A 17838-nucleotide genomic window follows, 5' to 3' on the forward strand; every position below is an offset into this window, starting at 1 on the left:
ATGATACGGTAATAAACTTTGTGGATATATAGTCTTTGCGTCAATACGGAGGTTGATATGTATTGAGCTGAGAACACAAGATGAATGAAGAATTATGAAGCATAATTAAAAAATCGGGGAGTACTGCTTAATTAAGTATTGTTAGGTGGGGAGTAGACTTAATTAAGTGCTTTAAAAGCTCTATTAGCGAGAAGTACGGCTCTGATTACCTTAAGTTTGGGGGGAAATAGTTGAATAAGCAACTGAAAGTTTTGTTTATAGGAACTTATGTTCCGAAAGAATGTGGGATTGCTACATTTACTTTTGATCTTTTGAATTCAGTATCCGGGGTGCATGACGATATACATTGTGAGGTCATCGCCCTTAATGACCCTTCTGAAACATACGATTATCCGGAAGAGGTCGTTTTTCAAATAGAAAGGGACAAAATAGAGGATTACTACAGGGCTGCAGACTTTATAAACCAGTCAGATGCAGACATAGTATGTCTTCAACACGAATTCGGTCTTTTTTGGGGAAACGCAGGCGATTACATTTTCACTCTCCTTTCCGGAATAAACAAACCTGTGATTACTACAATGCATACTGTGATTCGGGAGCCTGAGCCGGAATACCGTACATCTACAGAAAAACTCATAAAGTACTCTGAAAAGCTGGTTGTAATGAGCCAGACTGCAGTCGACATGCTAAAAGATGTTTATAACGCTCCTGAAGACAAAATAGAGATTATCTTTCATGGAGTGCCTGACTATCCGTTTAACAACTGTGAAAAATATAAAAAAATACTGGATCTTAAAGGATCTCCACTTGTTCTTACTTTTGGTCTGCTGAGCCAGAACAAAGGTATCGAAAGCATGCTCGAGGCTCTCCCTGATGTTGTAAGCCAGTATCCCGACCTTGTCTACCTTGTACTGGGTGCTACCCACCCGATGGTCAAAAAACACAATGGAGAAGCATACAGGCAGTATCTTATGAACAGAGTTTCCGAACTCGGGCTTGAGAATAACGTGATATTTCACGATAAGTTTGTCGAAAAAGAAGAGCTCTGCAATTATATCCTTGCCAGCGATATTTACGCGTCTCCCTATCTTTCCAGAGAACAGATAGTAAGCGGCGCCCTGACCTATGCTATAGGCATGGGGAAAGCAATAGTATCCACTCCTTACTGGTACGCACAGGAAATGCTTTCCGATAATCGCGGGATGCTCGTAGATTTCGGAGATAAGGACGGTTTTAAAAATTCCCTTTTATACCTGATTGAAAATCCGGACGAGTGTAATAATATGCGTAAAAATGCATACGATTTTGGTAGAAAAATGACCTGGAAAAACGTAGGTAAAGAATATAATGCCGTTTTTAGCAAGGCTTTAAAGAAATACAGTACCTATCCAAGAATACAGAACAGATTTAATTTCCTTCCAAACCAGCTTCCCGAAGTTAAACTTGACTACCTTAAACTGCTGACCGATGATGTAGGGATTATACAGCACACTAATCTGGGTGTGCCTGCCCGGCATCACGGATACAGTACCGATGATGTAGGCAGGGGACTTGTTGTATTAACGCAGCTTATCGATAGCCATGAAAAAGCCGAAGAATTCTGGAAGTTAATTACCACCTATATGAGCTTCCTTGAACATGCCCAGACAGATTCAGGGCACTTTCATAACTTTATGAGTTATAAAAGGGAATTTCTGGACGAGGAAGGAAGTGAAGATACTCTCGGGCGTGCGATTTACGGGCTTGGGCATGTGGTAAGCTGTCCTTACCTATCAAAAAATATACGTACGCTTGCACATACGCTTATCAGCAAGTCAAAAACGCAGATGGAAAAACTGAGTTATCCGAGGGCAAAAGCCTACACCATGTGTGGGCTGTATGAGATGCTCAAGGCAGGCGTAGATGCGGACTCTTTTGAATCTGTATTTAACTCCCGCAGGGACGCTGTCAGACCCATAGACTCTCTTGTAGACAGGGACACCTTTGAATCCATATTTATCAGCCATGCAGATTCTCTGGTTGACCTTTACAAAGCTAACAGTAAAGAAGGCTGGGACTGGTTTGAACCTACGGTCACCTACAGCAATGCAAAACTGAGTGAATCCCTTATACTGGCATATAAGTACACTAAAGACCGGACTTACAGAAGAGTTGGTCTTGCCACTCTGGACTTCCTTACTGAGGCCCAATGGAAAGGCGATTTTTTTGATATCGTTGGAAATCAGGGCTGGTACTCCTGTGATGGAGAAAAACCGATTTTTGACCAGCAGCCCATAGAGGCAGGTTACCTGACTCAGGCTTACATTTCGGCTTATGAGACTGTCCGCGAGAAAAAATATCTGGATCTTGCAAGATACTCTTTTGAGTATTTCCTGGGCAGAAACCGCCTGCTAATTCCGATGTATGATGTCTCAACAGGTGCGGTCTGCGACGGGCTCAACTGTGATGGAATGAACTGCAACCAGGGCGCGGAATCCGTAATCTGCTTCCTCATGGCTTTAAGTTCATTAAATAAATATGCAGATAGAGCCTATGGTGCCTTATTCCAGCAGGTAGTAAGTGAAGAAGTCCTGCCAAAGAGAAAAAGCCTATTATCAACAAATCAGGCAGAGTGAGTGGTGATATGGTAATCTGGAAAGACCATGGAGAACTGTTTGTAAGGCATAAAAAGAACCCTATACTTACCGTTGAAGACTGGCCGTATCAGGCCAATTCAGTTTTTAATCCTGCAGCTGCGATAGTTGATGGTAAAACTCTGTTACTGGTGAGGGTTGAAGACCACAGGGGCTTTTCTCACTTTACGGTAGCCAGGAGTAATAATGGAATCGATGGATGGGAAATTGACACTGAACCGACCTTTACTCCCGATCCTGTAAACTATCCTGAAGAGATATATGGCATTGAAGACCCTCGTCTGACTTATGTTGATGAGATGGGAAAATGGGCTGTAGCATATACTGCTTTTTCGGATTCCGGCCCCTTAACATCTCTTGCCTTTACAGAGGATTTCCGCAATTTTGAGCGGGTAGGACCTACCATGCCACCTGAAAACAAAGATTCAGCCCTGTTTCCTGTAAAGTTTAACGGCAGGTGGGCAATGTTACACAGGCCGGTCTCTTTAATGGGAAATGCAAAGGCAAATATCTGGATATCTTTTTCCCCGGATATGAGATATTGGGGTGATCATCAGGTTCTTCTGTATGCCAGGGAAGGAGGGTGGTGGGATGCCAATAAGATAGGTTTGTCCCCTCAGCCAATCCGTACATCTGACGGATGGCTAATAATGTATCATGGAGTGCGCCCAACAACATCAAAAACAAGTTACCGGCTCGGGCTGGCTCTTCTTGACCTCGAAGATCCCAAAAAAGTCCTCCACAGGTCAGAAGGATGGGTTTTCGGGCCCCGTGAACTGTATGAGCGCAGTGGAGACGTCAATGATGTTGTTTTCCCCTGCGGCTGGGTCTTGACTAATGACGAAATTCGTATTTATTATGGAAGTGCAGATACTTCTGTATCCCTGGCAACCGCAAAAGTTTGCGATGTCCTGAAATATATCCATGGGTGCCCTGAGGAACAATGTCCTGAAGAGTTCTGCAGAACATTTGAAGGGCACAGACATCTTGATTCCGAATAAGAATTGGGAAGGTAGTTTAAAACAGAGGAAAAGTGAGCTTATAAGTATAGAGTTCTGGGGGGATCTTTATTAGAATTGCTATGTTATCTCCGATTGCCTGGAGCACGCCGCCTAAAAAGTACGGTCCGTGGGAGGCAATGGTATCCTTATTAACCGAAGGACTGGTAAAACGGGGTATTGACGTTACGCTGTTTGCAACAGCTGATTCGCATACTGCAGGTAAGCTTCATGCAGTATGCCCGAGGCCGTACGAAGAAGATAAAGATATGATTGTAAAGGTGTACGAAGGCCTGCATATATCAGAGGTCTTTGAAAGGGCAAATGAATTTGACATAATCCATAACCATTTTGATTATCTGCCTCTTACTTACAGTAAGCTTGTAGATACACCTATTGTAACAACTATACACGGTTTTTCTTCACGGAAAATTCTGCCAGTTTATAAAAAATACAATAACAGTACTTTTTACGTATCCATAAGTGATGCCTATCGGTGCAACGAGCTGGACTATATAGCAACGGTTCGACACGGGATAGATGTGGAGAGTTTTCCTTTTAATGATAAGCCTGAAGATTATCTTCTTTTTATATCGCGCATTCACAGAGATAAAGGCGCAAAAGAGGCAATAGAAGTTGCAAAAAAGACGGGAATGAAATTAAGAATTGCTGGCTTCATTGCAGATTCTGAATATTTCAAGAATGAAGTCGAGCCCCATATAGACAACGAGCAGATAATTTACGAAGGGCACGTATCCCAGGAGCGCAAAAAAGAGCTTTTATCAAATGCCCGTGCTCTCCTGCATATGATCAATTACGATGAGCCTTTCGGTCTAGGCGTGGTTGAATCCCTTACTTGCGGGACACCTGTAATTGCAATAAACAGAGGTGCCATGCCTGAACTGATCAGTGATGAAGAGACCGGATTCCTTGTAAACGGCGTGGATGAAGCTGCAGAGGCTGTCCAGAGGCTGGACACCATATCCCGCAAAAAGTGTAGGGAGAGCGTGGAAAAACGCTTCTCCGTTGACAGGATGGTAGAAGATTATATCAGGGTATATGAAACAATTCTGGAAAAGTGCAAACGTGAATCAAAAAGGCCCTGGGGTTTCTATGAAATACTTACCGAGAGACCAGGATATAAGGTCAAACGCATTACGGTCCTGCCTCAGCAAGAAATATCACTTCAGCGCCATGCTCACAGGAATGAGCACTGGTACATAGTCAGCGGAGAGGGGCTCGTAACTAAAAATGGTGACCAGATAAGGGTACTTGTAGGAAATTCTGTCGACCTGCCGGTAAACGAAATACATCGCGTTAGAAACATAGGCGGCCAGAACCTGGTATTCATTGAAATTGCGCAGGGAGATTACCTGGGAGAAGACGATATCGAAAGGTTTGAAGACAAATACGGGAGAGCATAGAAGGCTTATCCGGGTTTGTATTGATTTCTCCGGACCTTATTGATCAGTCCCTGATAAACTGTAGTCACTAATTTAAGAGCTGCATTCACTGATTTAGAAGCTGCATTATACTGCATAGAGTAAGTAAATGGTACCTGTCTGAACTCTCAGCACAGTACCAGAGCCTTTTTTAGCCAATTCTAATTTACTTAGTTTTAATCCTTACTTAATTCAATCCTTACTTAATTTTAATCCATTTTCTATGGCTTTTTCAGGTCTTTCAGGCAGGACATTCGGAATCTTCGTATGACTTCCTGACCTGAGCTGCAATCTCTTCACCCAGCCTTTCTGATACATTTTCCACAAAGAGGGTAATGTAATTAAAAGGCACACACCCCAGGCTTTCTTCTCCTGATAGAATGAGCCTGACAAGGTATTCAAGGTCATATCTGGATAGCAGCTTAATCCTTCTCAGGAAATCGGCTGCATCTTTTGAGTAATGGTTTGCCAGAGGCGGAAGGATAGAACGGTAATTCACTCCTGACCCTGAACAGAGATATCCTTCACACTCCGGGGCAACCGTTTTCAATATTCCAATATCTGTTTCTGAAAGTATTCTTGCCATATGATCACCACAATAGAAGCATAAGTCTGGTTAAGTCTGGTTAAGTCTGGTTAATTTGGTTAAGTCTGGCTTAGAGTTATTCCTCAACAAAAGATGTCTATTTTTATGCTATTTAAGGGATGGGGCTGCATGCCTTTTGATAGTTTCTTTATTTCCCGACGCAGCAGTAATATACTCCACCCGGTCCGAAAATACTTTCCTCACTCCTTAAAACCGTTTTTAAATTAAATTGCTTTCAAATTCACAGGCAATATACTCCTCTGCCAACCTGTCCGGAAGCCAATCAAAAGAAAAGAAAGGTAAAGAAGAAAAAGAAGCCGAAAAAAAGTATTTTTCATATATTGGAAACTAAAACAGAAGGCACGGAAAAAAGTAAAGTTATACTCTTTAACATTTACCTTTTTTCTGCCGTTTTTACTTTGTAGCTTTTCTTCTCTCCTATTTTTTCTTCTTTTTCGCGGAAAAGACCGCTCTCCTTCTTTTAGCATGATAAGAACGACTTGATAAAGCAAATAATGTTATATGGATCAGAAATATTTGTAGTTTGAGATATTTGTAATTAAGTCCTCCTGAGTGAAGTTCACTGCTATGAGCCATAAATTAGTCCTCTTGAGCGCAGCGAAGCGTAGCGAAAAGGACCTCGTGCTCCCGAAGCGAAACTCGGGAAGCGAAACTCGGGCGTTACAGCTCAAGCCTCATAAGGTCTTCTGCAAGAATCACCTCTCCTTCAACATAGTCTTTGAGGCGATGTATTGCTTCTCTTTCATGCCCTTTCATTTCGGGATAGAAATGTGTAAGGCAAATACTTCCGATCTCTTTGTTATAGTCTTCAAGCATTTCAGCCAGTGTGCTCGGAGTTGTGTGGTTTGTTACTTTTGTGCCGGGAGGGAAGGAGCATTCGTGGATCAGGAGGTCGGCTTCAACTGCAAGGTCCATTATATTCCTGCAGGGCTCGGTATCCCCTGAGTAAACAAACTCTCCATCTTCTGCAGTCACGCGGTATGCCAGAGTCGGGACGCTGTGGGCAGCAGATGCGCAGGTTATCTCGCAGTCAAAACCCTCAGGCGTAAACTCCTTTCCGGGAGTGAGCTCTATAACATCCACGTCCACTTCGTCCTGAATATACTCGTAAGCCCCGAGCATCTTTGATAGCCAGTCTTCGGTCCCGTCAGGTCCATAGATCCGCATATTGGTCTTTCCTCTAAGCCAGTTTGCCTTCAGGAGGGGAACCAGGTCAGCTACATGGTCAAGGTGAAGATGTGAAAGAAGTACGGTATCCACTTCGGTATGTGAGATTCCGGCATCGGGAAACCTGCTTAAGACGCCGCTTCCACAATCGACAAGCAGAGGTTTTTCCTCAAGCCTGACAAGTACTCCGGACTGTACCCGACCCTTCTGAGGGATCGCAACTCCAGTGCCAAGAAATATAATCTCCATAAGGTAGAGAATAAACTTTAAATAATTTAACTTTATTTAGAGCATGTCCGGATGATGAAATTTTGCGGCTCAAAATAAGCCAGCTTTTCTCCAGGCGCGAGGGTTGCCCAGCCAGGCCAAAGGCGTCGGACTTAAGATATAACATGTCGGACTAAATAATAATTCAAAGTAATCTCGGGCTTAGAAAATTAGCAAAGAAATATAAGGCAGGAAATAATAATAAGTTATTCTTCTATTTGCGAGGGTTGCCCAGCTAGGTCAAAGGCGCCAGACTTAAGATCTGGCTTCGAAGGAATTCGTGGGTTCGAATCCCACCCCTCGCATCTGTTTTAAAATTCCCTATCTCTCTACAGATAACACCAAGTCGATACTCCTCTAGTGAATGCTCTAATCAGATTTTTGAAGTTACTTGTTTTGAAAGCTTCAGGCGCTTTAGATCTCGTTTATTAGCTGTGAACTGAAGAATGTGTCAACTTTTTGGAACCAAATTCCTTTATTATGATAATGGAAAAATTTTGTTATCATGTCATTCCTCAATAGTTCCAGAAATCAATATCAATAGGCTTCTGTAATTATAAAGAGTTACAAATTTTGCATTAAAAACTATAGTACCTTTAAATGCCAAGTCTCTAAGAAAGGATGAATTTATTGATTCCGTCTAGTGTGCTTTATCAGACTGCTTTCACATAACTCTCAAAGTCCACATTTCCAAGTATGTACTTGTTTCCTTCCTTTGATTCGAGAAGCTCCTTACTGGAAACTAAAGGTGAAGGTCGAAAATTAACACTTGGAGTTAATGAGCAACTCTGAACTCATAAGAAACTAAAATTGAGTGTCTTAAACATCTAATTTAATTTATACAGATAGAGGCTTATTTATGAGTCACTGTATACCCAAAAAGCTGAAAATAGCTAAATTCTTTCCTTATCCCGAATTTGACAGATTCTGCTAATTAATACAGTATTTTATTACAAAAAACACGTTGTATCGACATATTACCTTTAGTTAACATGAAAAATGTCAGAAATCAATAAACACAAGATATAAATTTGAATTATATGAAGAAAACAGAAGCATGAAGCCCACTTATACATTACAAAATGTGTGCTTCTGTCAAATTCGGGTTATACTTCTTAATATTTAAGGGTAAATTAGTAAGTTCATCGAGAGAAATAAAGAGAACAGTTTCTAGATAATTATTTCCTGTAAAAATTTAGTCGCACTAAGGAATTATATCCAAGATATTATACTCAAAATAATTAAGGAAACTAGAAAAATATTCAGACTAAACAACGAATTTGACAACTAGCGGGTTTAAATAAGCGATCGTGAATGGCTCAACTGCTTCGCGTAGGTGTTAAGGGATTTGATTCTCTTTTCCTGCACTAAAATGATTCTAGTGCTTCGATTCCTAATTAATTCCTTTTAAATTATATTGTAATTCCACCAGGCATTTTGTCCCTTTCTTCCATTTTATATTTCCATTTAAAAATGACTGGTTTTTCGTTAATCTGGTCTATATATTGACCAATTCTTTCCCCTAATTCCTTTATTGAGTCGACTCTTATTCCTCTTAACAAGCTTCTTGCCATTTTACTGAAAAAACTTTCAATAATATTTAGCCACGAAGCATGTTTGGGTGTGAATACAAATTCAAATTTATCAGGAACAGTTTCCAGGTATTCTCGAGTTTCCATTGAGGTATGTATTTTATGATTATCCATCAGAATTTTGATCTTTTCTTTTGGATAAATTAATTCAAGTTCTTTAAGGAATTGAATGAATTCCCAGCTTTTATGTTTTTCAAATATTTTGTAATTGATTCTTCCGGAGATCAAATCAGTTCCAGCTAACAGCGAAAGAGTTCCATGTCTTTTGTATTCATAATCTCTTGCTATTGTAGAATAATGCCCTTCCACCGGCATTAGATCTGGGTAAACATTTCCAATTGCTTGAATACCTGGTTTCTCATCATAGGAAATAATTACTGATTCAATTTCTTCTTTTTTTATATTTTTCACTTAATTCATTAGCCTCTCTATATGTGGCTAAGACATTGGCTGCTTTTTGATCAAACTCTGGATCAACTTTAGCAATATAATATTTGATCTTATGTGGTTTTATGTTGCTTGCATTGAGAATCTTTGAAATTGTTCCCTGATTTATCGAAGATAAATCAGGGTGTCCTTCTTTGATACAGTTCTCCCGTATATGCTTCGCAAGAAGTCTCTGAGTCCAGATTTCATGAGGATAACCAAGATCTTTTGGCTTCRTACATGCAAGTGAAATTACAAAARCCCGTGATTCGGCACTAATGTCTTGAGGTCTCCCACTTCTGGATTTGTCTACTAAACCYTCTTTAACCCCTAAATCTAAAACTCTTTTTATCCATTTTCTTACAGTTTTATAATCTACTTTCAACTCTCTGGAGATCTCAGTATCGTTTTTTCCCTGATAGCTTAAAAGTATGATTTTAGAYCTTTCAACAATGCTTGCTGCTTGATTTCTAGATCGGCTGAGCTTGATAAGATAGTCTAAATCTTTTTGAGTAAATGATAATTTGGGGCGACGGCTTATACGAGACATAAGGTCATTTATCTAACAATTAATATAATTATTTTATGGATTTATATAAGAATCGACTAGTAGTCGATTCTGCAAATGATATTAACTGCCTTTAATTCAGTTTGAACACATCTTTCAATGACGGAAATAATTTTGTTCCAAATAATTTTGTTCCGATTGTGGCATTTGAGATTACATAGATACTTTTATTCGTTACTTAGGAAGCTCCAGATCTATTAAAATCTCTGCTTTAGAGACATTAGGAAAATATAAAACCCACTATGGAATATTATATACAGATTACTTCATTTCTTTTACAATATCTATTGTATACCCTGGGGAGAATAGAATTGATTTTAAAAAAAGATATTTATATTAAAAGAAAATAGCACCTATAACTTAAATAATAAAGGTATTAGGGGAACGTTTTTAGGTTCATACTGGAAGGGGAGAAAACTTGAGGAACAGCTTAGAATCTCCAGTCTAGTTACTATTAGATATTTTCTTGGGGATACACTATTTCAATTTTACAAATTAAAAGTATCTAGTGGAATTAATCCATTTTACAGAAGCATAATAGGAGGAATTATGAGCAGCTTTGACCGCTTAGATACCAACGAACTCAAGTCCCGTGAGCAGAAGCTGACCGCAAAGCTTGAAAAAGTCAATAAAGAGTTACACGCCGAGATTCTCGAGCGCAAGCAAGTAGAAGAAGAGTTGCATTATATTGCTGAACAGAGAAAACTTGCTTTAGAGATTGCTGGATTGGGCACTTGGGAATACGACGTGGCAAGTGGCCTGACACGCTGGGACGAGAAAAGTAGTGAGGTATTTGGTCTATCTCATAATCAGCCTCATACACAGGAAAAAGTATTGGCGTTAGTCCACCCTGAAGATCGACAACGTGTAATTGCAGATATACGTGCCGCGATAGACCCAACAGGGCCAGGGATATATAACTCAGAATATCGTGTTCAACGGAAAGATGGTACAGAACGCTGGATTGCAGTTCGTGGGAGAGCATTCTGGAGAGACAAGGAACAAAAACTGAAGCCAGCACAATTCCTTGGTACTCTCATGGATATTACTGAAAGTAAAAGGGCAGAAGTAGCTCTTGAAAAAGCTTATCAGAATTTAGAAAAAAAAGTCAAAGAGCGCACAGTGGAACTTCATGAAGCTTATAATTCACTAAAAGAGAGCGAGGAACGGTATCGATCTATATATGAGAGTAGCCTTGACGGAATTATGCTGACTAAACCTGATGGTACCATTCTTTCTGCAAATCCCCAAGCTTGTATTCTCTTCGATATGACTGAAGAAGAGATCAAACAGGCTGGAAGAGAAGGTCTGGTAGTTAAGGACGAAAAGCTTGCATCAGCACTTAAGGAAAGGAAGTTAAAAGGTCAGGCAAAAGCTGAACTAACATTCAGACGAAAAGACGGATCTACTTTTATTGGTGAGACATCCTCTAGCCTCTTTAAAGATGTTTATGGCAATATAAAAACTAGCATGATAATAAGAGATATTACAGAGCGTAAGCGAGAGGATCACAAGATACGCAGATATAATAAGGTTCTTGAAGGAGTGAACCGGATCTTTGGCAATATTGTGAAAGATGAAACAGAAGAAGAGCTAGGAAATGCATGTCTATCCGTAGCTCTTGAAGTAACTGGTAGCCAAATTGGTTTTGTTGGTGAAGTGGGGGCTGATGGACTATTACATGACATTGCAATTAGCGACATGGGATGGAGTCAATGCACGATGTACAACAAAACTGGTCATCGTCGCCCTCCTGGGAATTTTGTCCTGCAGGAACTATATGGTAGTGTAATTAACAATGGAAGAAGTTTCTTTACTAACGATCCACAGTCACATCCCGATAGTATCGATCTTCCTCGGGGTCATCCACAACTTAAGTCATTTCTTGGTGTTCCGCTTATTTTAGACAAAAAAAAGATGGGTATACTTGCAGTTGCAAACCGTGAAGATGGATATAACCTAGAACAGCAGGAAGATCTTCAAGCTATCGCGCCGGCAGTAGCGCACACCCTACAAAGAAAATATGAAGAACAGCAGCTCAGACGTACCGAGAAAGCGTTGCAGGAGAATGAAAAGCGCTTTAGGGCCCTGGTAACAGCCAGTTCTGAAGTGATATATCGCATGAGTCCGGATTGGAAAGATATGAACCGGCTCTGTGGAAAGGGTTTTCTCGCTAATACAGAAAGCCCGAACCAAACCTGGCTTGAGGGATACATTCTCCCGGAAGATCAGTCATATGTAACCTCAGTTATAAATGAAGCTATCCGGAAGAAAAAAATTTTCGAACTCGAACACAGGGTCTTGCGGGCGGATGGTAGTATCGGATGGACATTATCACGTGCAGTTCCGATGCTGGATGAAAATGGAGAGATTATTGAATGGTTTGGTGCAGCCAGCGATACTACCGAGCATAAGACTGCTGAAGAGAACCTGAAATTAAGTGAAGAAAGATACCGCTCATTCGTTGAGAATTTTAAAGGGATTGCTTTCCAGATAGATAAAAACTTTAACTTGGAGTTCATTCATGGCGCTGTTAAAGAAATTACCGGATATAGTGAAAAGGAATTAGTTTCCGATACTTCGTGGAGGCAGCTTGTAGTGCCTGAAGATGTAGACATGTTCCTTGAAGCAGAACAAAAAGCAGTACAGTGGCCTGATGACTATAATGGAGAGATTGAATATAGAATAAGAACTAAGGATGGAAAAATAAAATGGATGCATGAATTCCATCAAAAGATCTCAGGAAAAAGTGGAAGACCTGAAAAATATACTGGCGTAATATATGATATTACTGAGAAAAAGGAGATTGAAGCAGCTCTAGAAAAAATTGAGATTGCCCGCCAGAAGGAGCTTCACCACAGAATTAAAAACAACCTTCAGGTTATCTCTTCTCTTCTGGATCTTGCGGCTGATAAGTTCAATAATAAAGAGTGTATTAAGGGCTCGGACGTTCAGGACGCTTTCCGTGAAAGCCAGGATAGAGTAATGTCAATTGCACTTATTCATAAGGAACTGCATGAGACAGGAGGAGACGATACACTTAATTTCTCACCATATCTACGGAGACTTGTTGATAATCTCTTCCAGACTTACAGAATTGGAAATACCGACATAAGCTTAAATCTGGATCTTGAAGAGAATGTCCTCTTTGACATGGATATTGCAATCCCATTAGGGATGATTATTAATGAACTCATTTCTAATTCCTTCAAGTATGCATTTCCAGAAACTGATAAAGGTACAGTCCAAATTAAACTTTTTAGTGAACAAACTGGAGACGAGTTAAGCAACGAAAAAAGAGAGTACATCGAAAAATGCACTAGGTACACTCTCATAGTCTCAGATGACGGGGTTGGTATCTCCGAGACAGTTAGTTTAGAAAATCCAGATACACTTGGTTTGCAGCTTGTAGACGTTCTTGTTTATCAATTAAATGGTGAAATCGAGTTAAAAAGAGATAAAGGTACTGAGTTCAAGATAAGTTTTATTGTACAGAAGAGTTGATTTGGACTCAGATGATTAAACGATGAATTCAGCATCAATGTCTTTTATTTACAAGAATTAAGATATCCAGATAACCAATTGAGTTTTTAATCATCAAAAAGTCCTGAGGAATTTTGATTGATAAAAAATGGTTTTTGGGGCCAGCTCTGATAACTAAAAGTTAATCTGTTGTAGTAATTATAGATAAGGCGTTATCAGCGTTATTAAATGAGCGTGTATGTTCTAGACTGACAAAAGCTCAGTTACTTGTATATAATCGAGTTGAATAAAGAAGTGAATGAACTCTGGCGCAGGCTTGGAGCCGTTTTATTAATTGTATTGAGATATGGGGGTATGAAAAATGATCTCAGTCAGAAGCATCCAGAAATGGCTGGCATTTGGGTTGAGTGCGGAGCAAGAGGATCGCTTTCGACAGGCTAACTTTGGTGAGGACATAGTTCAGGCCCGGATTTTCATTCTTCTTATCCTCCTGCCCTTTGTAGCTCTTCTAGTCAATGACTACGGTTTTCTTGGGCTTTCAAGTACATTCTATGCGCTTTTAGCGCTTAGACTTGCTTTTACTGCGTACACAGTTCTGTTCCTCAAAAGCCTTAGAGAACTTTCGAACTATCACTCCTATGACCGGGCTGTATTCTTTTGGGTTCTTTTTTTGGCGCTTGCCAACATCGCGATTAATTCGACCCGACCTGAAAACTTTGTCGCCCATACCATTGTCACAGTCCTCGCGGTCTTCGTCATAGTTCTCGCTATCCCAAACCGGTTTACAAACCAGGTTATTATGGCTCTGGTGTACACTATCGGGCAGACATTGATTATTGTACCCGGTCTGAGGGTATCTCCACAAGCTTCCTCTGTGGTGTTTCTCAGCATGTTCATGGTAAACGCCATTGCTATTGCATCTAGCTGGCTGTTTCACTTCTGGCGAAGGCGGGAATTCCTGACTCACGAGGAAATACAAAAGGCAAAGATGCAGACTGAGATACAGCGCGCTCACCTTCAGGCTATCATTGACTCCCTGCCCGTGGGTTTGTGGACTGTAGATGCAGCAGGGAAGATGGTCTTTATCAATGATATTGCAAGCAAAATCTGGGGCGGTACAGCTCCTTTTGCTAGGGACGTTGATGAGTACAGTACATACAAAGCCTGGTGGGCGGAGACAGGGGAGCGTATTGCTGCTGAAGATATGCCCCTGGCCCATGCGATCCGGGATGAAACACTTATCGAGAAAGCCGTAGATTTTGAGCGTTTTGATGGAACACACGGTACCCAGATAGTTTCCTCTGCGCCGATAAAGACGTCTGATGGCACTATCGTTGGCGGTGAGCCATAGTTCAGGATATTACAGAGCACAAGAAGGCAGAAGAAAAAATTCAGCACCTGGCAGACGTTGTGGAATCATCAGATGATTCTATTTTTTCACTATCTCTTGAAGGCATTGTTACCAGCTGGAATAGAGGAGCAGAGCAGGTATATGGTTATTCGGCTGAAGAAATTCTAGGGAAAAATGTCTCAATACTTGAGCCAGAGAATTTAAAAGGGGAAATAAAAAAGTTAATTGAGAGAGTTAAAAATAACGAGAAAATAAGATACTACGAAACTTTACGATTAAGAAAAAATGGTGCATTAGTAAATGTTTCAATAACTCTTTCTCCAGTTTTCAGTTCGTCTGGAGAACTTGTGGCAGTCTCAACTATTGCCAGAGACATTACCGAGCGCAAGCGGGCAGATGAGGCTTTACGGAAGAGTGAGGAGCGCTTTCGCGCTCTTGTGACGGCTAGTTCGGGAGTGATATACCGCATGAGCCCTGATTGGAGATATATGAACCGGCTTTGTGGCCGGGGTTTTCTCGCCGATACGGAAAACATAAACCCCACTTGGCTTCAGGAATACATCCTCCCGGAAGATCAGCCGCATGTGTTAACCGTCATTAATGAAGCCATTCAGAAGAAGAGCATGTTCGAACTGGAACATCGAGTTAGAGAAGCTGACGGCAGCATTGGATGGACGCTCTCGCGTGCGATTCCGATACTGGATGCAAATGGCGAAATAGTTGAATGGTTCGGTGCCGCCAGCGATATCACCGAGCGCAAGAAGGCAGAAGAAAATCTGGCAAAAATGGACATTGCCCGCCAGAAGGAAATTCATCATAGGATAAAAAATAACTTGCAGGTTATATCTTCCCTCCTGGATCTTACGGCTGAGAGATTCAATAACAGAGAGTGTATTCAGGATTCTGAAGTCCTTAAAGCCTTCAGAGAGAGCCAGGACAGAGTTATATCCATGGCTCTGATACATGAGGAACTGTATAAAGGTGAAGGGTTCGAAACACTAAACTTTTCGCCGTATATCAAGGAACTTGTTGAGAACCTTCTACAGACTTATGCAGTCGGAAATCTAGATATTAACTTAAAGCTGGATCTGGAGAAAAATGCATTCTTTGATATGGACACTGCAATTCCTTTAGGAATAATTGTCAATGAACTTGTTTCCAATTCTCTCAAATATGCATTTCCCGATAGAAAGGAGGGAGAAATCCGGATAGAATTACACAAAGAAGAAAACGGATTATGTACAAAAAGAATAAAAGAAGACTGTAAGATTACCAATTTCGTTCTGACAGTCTTAGATAATGGTGTGGGCTTACCTGAAAACTTCGATGTGGAAAATCTTGACACTCTTGGCATGCAGCTAGTAACTTCCCTTGTAGACCAGTTAGATGGCGAGCTTAAATTGAAAAGGAACAATGGGACAGAATTCACTATGAGATTTACAGTGACAGAAAAAGATAATCAGGCATCAATGCCAGCCGCCCAACAATTAATTGAATAAGAGCCTGGATTTGAGCAATTGAACAGAGAAAACGGTTCCGTTGCAAAAAATTAGAGCATTTACAAAACCGTTAAAAACCATCACAACAAGGCAATTTGAGTGATCAAATCTGGGTTAAAATAACATTTAAAGAAAATAAAAATGGTCTCAAAGTACACGAAAATTATTTTTGCAACGGAACCAAAAACATAAGTATAGGTTGTATGATGATTTTATTGTATATGAAATATTTTTAAATAAAGGGTCATGTTTGTGAATTACTGAAACCAGTAATCACTGGTATCTCTCTTTATTTTTCTAAATATCTGACCAAATAAGGTATAGAGCTAAAAATTCTAAAAAGGTGTTAAAACTGATGAAAGATTTAACAGAAAACGTGAATGCGCCCATCGAGGCTGATACTATTTCTGACCAAGAATATTATGTATTGAAGCTATATGTGATTGGTCAGACTAGGAATAGTAGGAACGCAATCCACAACTTACAAAAGATATGTGAAGAGCATCTGTACGGCAGGTACAGCATAGAGGTTATAGATCTTAACGAATACCCGCATCTAGCCAAGGAAGAACAAATATTAGCTGTCCCAACGCTGATAAAAAAACTTCCTGCATCGGTAGGACAGATCATAGGAGACTTTTCGAATACAGAGCGTGTTCTGGTCGGTCTGGATCTACGCCCATTGAAGTGATGCTCAAGGGTAGTCATACCTTACTTATCCATCTGTTCCGCCAACATTTTAACTAAAATATATGATAAGCCTTTCACAATGATCTGATGGCGTTTTTCTTCTATAGTGCATGTTTCCACAGTTATTTATATTTTCGAAAAATATTTTTTTGGCAAATGCGTCCATGAAGACCTGTGAGACCGGCTGATGTTATTTCTTATTAGATTCCATGGTACAACCGACTTTCCGCAGATGTCTGACAAATTTATTCCTTTTTCTCGCTAATATCTAAATATCAAAAATGTCGTATTCTGCTTTGGATTTCATTATGTTTGTTACAACACGTTCTCTTGATCATCATGGAATCKTTTCTGGCATTTATGATGAACTTGAAATTGGAAAAGTGATTGATGAAGTGCTGCCCAAGTTTGGGCAGCACAAGTTAGCTCATTCTATTGTAGTAAAAGCAATGATCCTCAACTGTCTTGGTTTCGTAGACAGTCGTCTTTACATGTACTCTCAGTATTTTGAAACTCTTCCTGTTGAAAGACTCCTCGGTTCCGGGATCATTGCATCTGACCTTACTGATGATGTTTTAGGTAGAACTCTTGACGAAATATATGAAGCAGATTCTACTCAACTTTTCATGAAACTTGCCTTGAAAATGATGGAAATCGTGAACGTCAGGACTCAACTTCTCCAATGTGACACTACTAATTTTAGCGTTTATGGAGATTACAAACATATCGATTGCAGTTCTGCCATCGAAATCACCTATGGTCATGCAAAAGACGGTAGAGATGACCTTCAGCGTTTTGGACTTGGAATAATAACAAATCAATATGGAATCCCATTATTTGCAAAAGCTTACTCTGGTAATGCATCAGACAAAGAAACCATAATTGAAGCAATGAAAATGCTTCAAGAAAACATAACTTTCCCTGATGATGTTTATTACATAGCTGACAGTGCTCTCTATTCTGACAATACCATCAAATCAATGAGAAAAGGAATGAAGTGGATCACTCGTGTACCTTCAACACTAAACCTTTCAAAAGATTTGTTGATTTCTGATCTTGAGTTTAAACAAGGAGAAGACCCCCGATATTCATTTTACGAAACCATTGTTGAATAT

The 17838-nt window shown here is 40.2% G+C and carries 11 protein-coding genes, 1 tRNA gene and 1 pseudogene; 9 read left to right on the forward strand and 4 right to left on the reverse strand.

Annotated features, from left to right (window positions below):
- Positions 1 to 230: 230 nt before the first annotated feature.
- The 3 genes from FXV91_RS03340 to FXV91_RS03350 all read left to right on the forward strand — a co-directional run bounded on the left by FXV91_RS03340 (position 231) and on the right by FXV91_RS03350 (position 5055).
- Entirely contained in the window at positions 231 to 2615 is a 2385-nt protein-coding gene (locus FXV91_RS03340) for a glycosyltransferase family 4 protein (protein ID WP_229388297.1), read from the forward strand.
- Positions 2616 to 2623: 8 nt separating this feature from the next.
- Positions 2624 to 3634, forward strand: a complete 1011-nt coding sequence (locus FXV91_RS03345) for a glycosidase (protein ID WP_229388607.1) — start codon at positions 2624 to 2626, stop codon at positions 3632 to 3634.
- Between the two features lie 137 nt (positions 3635 to 3771).
- The gene (locus tag FXV91_RS03350; protein ID WP_229388299.1) at positions 3772 to 5055 is read left to right on the forward strand and encodes a glycosyltransferase; all 1284 of its coding nucleotides are present in this window, start codon (positions 3772 to 3774) and stop codon (positions 5053 to 5055) included.
- Positions 5056 to 5314: 259 nt separating this feature from the next.
- Here FXV91_RS03350 and FXV91_RS03355 read toward each other — a convergent pair whose 3' ends face one another.
- Positions 5315 to 5659, reverse strand: coding sequence for a hypothetical protein (locus tag FXV91_RS03355; protein WP_229388301.1), 345 nt, complete (start codon positions 5657 to 5659; stop codon positions 5315 to 5317).
- A 681-nt stretch (positions 5660 to 6340) separates the two neighbouring features.
- Positions 6341 to 7096 carry an MBL fold metallo-hydrolase gene (locus FXV91_RS03360; RefSeq protein WP_229388303.1) on the reverse strand — a complete coding sequence of 252 codons (756 nt, stop codon included), beginning with the start codon at positions 7094 to 7096 and terminating at the stop codon, positions 6341 to 6343.
- Positions 7097 to 7334: 238 nt separating this feature from the next.
- Between FXV91_RS03360 and FXV91_RS03365 the strand changes: the two genes are divergently transcribed.
- Positions 7335 to 7419, forward strand: a tRNA-Leu gene (locus tag FXV91_RS03365).
- A 1107-nt stretch (positions 7420 to 8526) separates the two neighbouring features.
- On the opposite strand, the pseudogene FXV91_RS03370 reads toward FXV91_RS03365, so the two are convergent.
- Positions 8527 to 9682, reverse strand: a pseudogene (locus tag FXV91_RS03370) (IS630 family transposase).
- Positions 9683 to 10249: 567 nt separating this feature from the next.
- Here FXV91_RS03370 and FXV91_RS03375 point away from each other — a divergent pair.
- The gene (locus tag FXV91_RS03375) at positions 10250 to 13204 is read left to right on the forward strand and encodes a PAS domain S-box protein (RefSeq protein ID WP_229388305.1); all 2955 of its coding nucleotides are present in this window, start codon (positions 10250 to 10252) and stop codon (positions 13202 to 13204) included.
- Between the two features lie 538 nt (positions 13205 to 13742).
- On the opposite strand, the gene FXV91_RS03380 is transcribed toward FXV91_RS03375, so the two are convergent.
- Positions 13743 to 14048, reverse strand: coding sequence for a hypothetical protein (locus FXV91_RS03380; RefSeq protein WP_229388307.1), 306 nt, complete (start codon positions 14046 to 14048; stop codon positions 13743 to 13745).
- 24 nt (positions 14049 to 14072) lie between these two features.
- On the opposite strand from FXV91_RS03380, the gene FXV91_RS03385 reads away from it, so the two are divergent.
- From FXV91_RS03385 to FXV91_RS03400, 4 genes are all read left to right on the forward strand, one after another.
- A complete protein-coding gene (locus tag FXV91_RS03385) occupies positions 14073 to 14534 on the forward strand; it encodes a hypothetical protein (protein WP_229388309.1) in 462 nt (153 codons plus the stop codon).
- Between the two features lie 38 nt (positions 14535 to 14572).
- Positions 14573 to 16033, forward strand: coding sequence for a PAS domain S-box protein (locus FXV91_RS03390; RefSeq protein ID WP_345945469.1), 1461 nt, complete (start codon positions 14573 to 14575; stop codon positions 16031 to 16033).
- Between the two features lie 355 nt (positions 16034 to 16388).
- A complete protein-coding gene (locus tag FXV91_RS03395) occupies positions 16389 to 16724 on the forward strand; it encodes a circadian clock KaiB family protein (RefSeq protein ID WP_229388312.1) in 336 nt (111 codons plus the stop codon).
- Between the two features lie 307 nt (positions 16725 to 17031).
- On the forward strand, positions 17032 to 17838 hold an 807-nt coding region (locus FXV91_RS03400), incomplete at its 3' end, for an IS1634 family transposase (RefSeq protein ID WP_229388314.1).

It is taken from the genome of Methanosarcina sp. DH2 (assembly GCF_020804225.1).
Taxonomy (GTDB): domain Archaea; phylum Halobacteriota; class Methanosarcinia; order Methanosarcinales; family Methanosarcinaceae; genus Methanosarcina.